Below are 4936 nucleotides of genomic sequence, written 5' to 3'. Positions count from 1 at the left end.
GCTTCAACCGGCTTATTGGTAGCACTGTCAACAAGTTTACCATAAAAATGGCCGAGATTCATATTTTGGCCGCCACCCATTTGCCCACGGCCTCCGCCTGGCATTTGTGCTTTTAAAGTAATTGAAAAAGAAATAAAAAGAATGCAAAGGAAAATTCTAAAAAGATTCATACTGTATTTTTAATGTTAGTTTTATAGTTAGACGTTTTTTTACAGAAAAACTGTCGTATTTAAAAAAATAATAACCAAAGGTGGCTTCAAAAGTTCAATTGAATGGTGGTTAGATGATGAGTGGTAGCATAACTTGTAGAGATGCGGCTTAATACCTTTTTATCAAACTTCAAGTATCGCAGCTTCCAGAATTTTAGATATCTCCTTTGCCTGCGTAACTACTATTAAATGCCCGCCGTCTTTTATTAAATAATCGGGCTTAAACTTAATCATCGGCAACACCCTGTCTTTATTACCGTGTATGCGAATTAAGTTTGAAGGTGTAACGGTTCTTTTCCAGTTTAAAATTTCGTTAACTGCCCACCTGGAAAATTCCGAATTGGTAGCTGCAAGAATTTCAGCTAAAAGCAATTTATCTTTTGGTGCCGAAATACCAAACACCCAGTTGGTTAAAAAATTAATTTTGTTGGTTGATTTTAAAGGAATGATTTTATTAAGCTTAAAAAAACCGACCATCCGGTAATAAAAAGGAAGCTCCTGCCGCCGTGTAACGCTGGATAAAAGAATTGTTTTTTGCGGTGTAATAAATTCTAAAATTTCTGTGGCAAGTATGCCGCCAAACGAAAGCCCAACTAATATAAATGGTTTTGAATGATCAATTTTTTCGGCAATTCTTTTTGCATAACTGCGGAGCGGTTCATTTTTTTCCGGTATCAACCAGTCGATAAATACAATTTCTGTATTTGCCGGAAAGGTTAAATATTTAAATGCCCTGTTATCGGCACCCAAACCACTAAGAAAATAGATGGTCACTTTTAATTTTTATTTTTTCTGTCAATATTTGGCTTGTATAAAACTGAGTTTTTTGAAAGCCTCTTATTACTCAACCCGTCTTCGACAAGCTCAGACTAACAGCTTTTTATTTTTTATATTACAGGTTAGTCAATATATTTAATTGCTCATAACCTGTATAAGTACCTGCACCAATCCAATTAAAAAACCAAACACGCCACCAATTACTTCTAAAAATTTAAATTCTTTTTTTGTTATTTGGTTTAAAATATCTTCTAATTTTTCTGATGAGAAACTGGCTACTTTTTCTGTCACAATTTTTTCCAGGTCAAGGTCTTTTTCCAATTTGGTCATATAACTTTTCATCAAAATAGGGAAGAGGCTTTCCAGCTCCATTAAAAAAGCATCTTTTAACTGGTTAATAGTTTTATCACCAATAAACATAGACAGCATTGGAAAAAGATCGGTTAATTTTTCCCGTAAAAATTTATCAATATGCTTTTCAATTTCAGGCTTCAGCATTTGCAAATTATCGGGGTTGGTAACTTTGGCTTCAATTTCGGCAAACGATAAAAACTCTTTACTAACCACCTGCCCCAGTTTTTGTGCAATTAATTGTTGATTTTTTGGAAAGATGCCCTGCAGTTTAAACCCCAGAATATTTACCGGGTTACGGGGATGGAATAACATTTTTATCGCTATCCATGTAGTTACCCAGCCGGTAAAGGTTGATAACAAAACAGGAATTATATAATTTGTCCAGTGCATTACATTCAATTTTCGATTGCAAAGAAAACGCATTATAACCCTCGCTCAAAATGTAATTTTGAAGGAGAAAAGTTTTTCTTTACTTTTGCAGCAGAATAAAAAACGGTAGTCGTAGCTCAGTTGGTTAGAGCATCAGATTGTGATTCTGAGGGTCGGGGGTTCGAGCCCCCTCGATTACCCAAACAAAAAATGCTGCACTAAAAAGCAGCATTTTTTTGTTTTAAAGACAATTGGTAATTGTATCATCCATTTATCAGCATATTTTTCCACAAAATGCCTTTAACAAAACATTATTCTTATAAGTGCGTTAAACTGTAAATAAAAACAACGCTTTTACGTTAATTTTACATCATGCAAAAAATTGCAAACTTTATGATGAGTAAAAAATTTATTCCGGTTATACTGGTGCTTACAGGTGCCAGCCTTTTCGTTGCATTTCAATCGCAGGGAAAAAATGAAAATGACGATAATCCAAAATCTAAATACTCCAAAGTATTACGCAATGTGGGTATTTTGCTGGAAGAAGGACATTACAGCCCTAAAAAGATAGATGATAATTTTTCTAAAGAAGTTTTGAAAAAATTTACGGAAGAATTAGATAATGAAAAAAGTATATTTCTGCAAAGCGATATAGAATCGTTTAAAAAGTTTGATGCCAGGATAGACGATGAGATACACGGCAGCGACCTGCAATCTTTTTTTGCCATTAACGAAGTGTATATGAAAAGGCGTGACGAAAGTTTTTTATTGATAAATGAAGTTTTGGCAAAGCCTTTTGATTTTACAAAAGATGAAACCATACAAATGGACAGGGATAAACTAAGTTTTCCTAAATCGGAAGCAGAGCGTAAAGAAGTGTGGAGAAAATCGCTTAAATATATTGTGCTGGGCAAATTTGCAGAGCTGCAGGAAGACAGAGAGAAAAATAAAGCTAAAAAAGATTTTGTGCAAAAGGCCGACAGCACATTGGAAAGAGAGGCCCGGGACTATGTTAAAAAGAGAATGGAAAGATCGATGACCACTAAAAAAACACATGAAACAACAGATGAGAATTTCAGCACTTTTGTAAATGCTATTTCCCAAAGTATGGATCCGCATACCGATTATTTTCCACCGGTTGACAAACGCTCTTTTGACGAAAGTATGAGCGGGGGATTTTACGGCATTGGTGCCCAGTTAAAAGAAGAAGATGGTAAAATTAAAATTGCCAGCCTTATTGCAGGTATGCCTGCCGAAAGAAATGGTGATGTTAAAATTGATGATGAGATAATTAAAATTGCTCAGGGCAATGCTGAGCCGGTTGATGTTACCGGGTATTCTGTAACCGATGCTGTTAAATTAATAAGAGGGGCAGATAAAGGATCGGAAGTAAAATTGACTATTAGAAAAGTTGATGGTACAATAAAAGTAATTTCTTTGTTAAGAGATAAAATAAAATTAGAAGACACTTTTGCCAAGAGTGCAGTAATTAATGGCGAACATAAAGTAGGCTATATCTGGCTGCCGGAATTTTACCAGGATTTTCAGGATCCAAACGGCCCAAGATGTTCTAATGATGTGGCAAAAGAAGTAACCAAATTAAAAGCAGAAAATGTAGAAGGTATTATTATTGATTTAAGGGGCAATGGCGGCGGATCATTATCTGAAGTGGTTAAGATGGCAGGTTTGTTTATTGAAGATGGACCCATTGTACAGGTTAAAGGCAGGGATGAAAAAGCTACCGTTTTAAGGGACAGGGATAAAAATATTTTATACACCGGGCCGCTTACAGTAATGGTAGATGAGTTTAGTGCATCAGCATCAGAAATTTTTGCTGCAGCCATACAGGATTACAAACGTGGAATTATTATTGGCAGCACTTCTACTTACGGTAAAGGAACTGTGCAACGCAATATTCCATTATCGCCTGAAAGTGAAAACCCTTTATTTGCCAATAAAAATGCAGAAGATTTAGGTGCATTAAAATTAACGCTGCAAAAGTTTTACCGTATTAATGGTGGTGCTACCCAATTAAAAGGTGTAACCCCCGATGTGGTTTTGGCCGACAGGTACGAACATTTAAAATTTCGTGAAAAAGATAATGCCTCATCACTTTCGTGGGATGAAATTGCAAAAGCAGATTATCAGCCCTGGACAACTTCTACCACTAACGATGCCGTTGTAAATATTACTTACGATAAAATTAATAAGGGATCTGTTTTTAGTAAGATTAAAAACAACATTAACTGGTTAAGCACCAACAGCGAAAAAGAAAGTTCTTTAAATATTGTAAAATATAAAGAAGAACAAAAGCAGGTTAAAGCAGCTTACAAAGAACTGGATACTTTGTTTAAACTTCCAAAAGAGCTGGTGGTTAAAAACGTTGCAGCCGATACCGTAAATATTAATGCAGCAAAAGACAGGGTAGAAAGAAATAAGCAATGGCTTAAAAGATTAAGCGGCGATATTTATATTGATGAAACATTAAAAGTAGTAAACACTATGATAATGCAAAAAGCTACCGCAAAGAATAATTAATCAAAGAAATACTTCGTAAAAAAATCCCGTTTTGCATAATGCTTAACGGGATTTTTCTTGTGGCTTACAAATATCTTTCTTTTAAAACATTAATGTGGTGATACACATGCCCTATGGCAGTAAAGCCCATGCTGGCAGCCGTTGCAGGATTGTTATTGGCGGTGCCGCTGTTGCTTAAAGCCGCTTCTGTAAAACTGTTGAATAATATTTCAGTAGATTTTCTTACAAATAAAAATTCATCTGCCAGTTCTTTCCAGGTGCGTTCGTTGGCATTGCTGGCTGCTGCATAATCATTTTCATCAAAGCCGGGCAGAGAGTTTTTTTCTTTACGGGCAAAGCATAAACTGCGGTAAGCAAAAATGCGTTCGGTATCCGTCATGTGCTGCAGCAATTCTTTAATCGTCCATTTACCCGGCGCATAAGCATAAGCAGATTTGTCTTCATTAATACTGTGTAAAAATTCAGACAGAATAGGGTATTGCTTTTGAAATGCTGTGGTTAAATCTTCCTCCGGTACAAGATCAATATATTTTTGAAAATAAGTGGAGTGGCTTGATGGCGATGGCTTTGGCATGTTGAAAGTGTTTTTAGGCTTAAAATTTTATAAGGTATAAAAATAAGAAATATCGGGAGTAATTGGTAATCGCAGTATATTTTTTTGGGAACGGGCATTCGTTCATTGTGGTACA

4 protein-coding genes and 1 tRNA gene are annotated in these 4936 nt (G+C 35.6%); 2 read left to right on the top strand and 3 right to left on the bottom strand.

The features are described 5' to 3' along the window. Positions 1-332 precede the first annotated feature (332 nt). Together ACY65O_RS08030 and ACY65O_RS08025 are read right to left on the bottom strand one after the other, a co-directional pair. Positions 333-983, bottom strand: a complete 651-nt coding sequence (locus tag ACY65O_RS08030) for an alpha/beta fold hydrolase (RefSeq protein WP_462220336.1) — start codon at positions 981-983, stop codon at positions 333-335. Positions 984-1121: 138 nt separating this feature from the next. Further along, on the bottom strand, positions 1122-1730 hold the full coding sequence (locus ACY65O_RS08025) for a DUF445 domain-containing protein (RefSeq protein ID WP_462220335.1): 609 nt from the start codon (positions 1728-1730) through the stop codon (positions 1122-1124). Between the two features lie 105 nt (positions 1731-1835). Here ACY65O_RS08025 and ACY65O_RS08020 point away from each other — a divergent pair. Together ACY65O_RS08020 and ACY65O_RS08015 are read left to right on the top strand one after the other, a co-directional pair. After that, a tRNA-His gene (locus ACY65O_RS08020) sits at positions 1836-1909 on the top strand. A gap of 172 nt (positions 1910-2081) precedes the next feature. Continuing rightward, entirely contained in the window at positions 2082-4247 is a 2166-nt protein-coding gene (locus ACY65O_RS08015) for a carboxy terminal-processing peptidase (protein WP_462220334.1), read from the top strand. A gap of 64 nt (positions 4248-4311) precedes the next feature. On the opposite strand, the gene ACY65O_RS08010 is transcribed toward ACY65O_RS08015, so the two are convergent. Beyond that, on the bottom strand, positions 4312-4821 hold the full coding sequence (locus tag ACY65O_RS08010) for a DinB family protein (RefSeq protein ID WP_462220333.1): 510 nt from the start codon (positions 4819-4821) through the stop codon (positions 4312-4314). Positions 4822-4936: the final 115 nt, after the last annotated feature.

The organism is Ferruginibacter sp., assembly GCF_031430955.1.
Taxonomy (GTDB): Bacteria; Bacteroidota; Bacteroidia; order Chitinophagales; family Chitinophagaceae; genus Ferruginibacter.
Note: the sequence above shows the minus strand (reverse complement) of the source record. Positions and strands in the feature narration are given on the sequence as shown.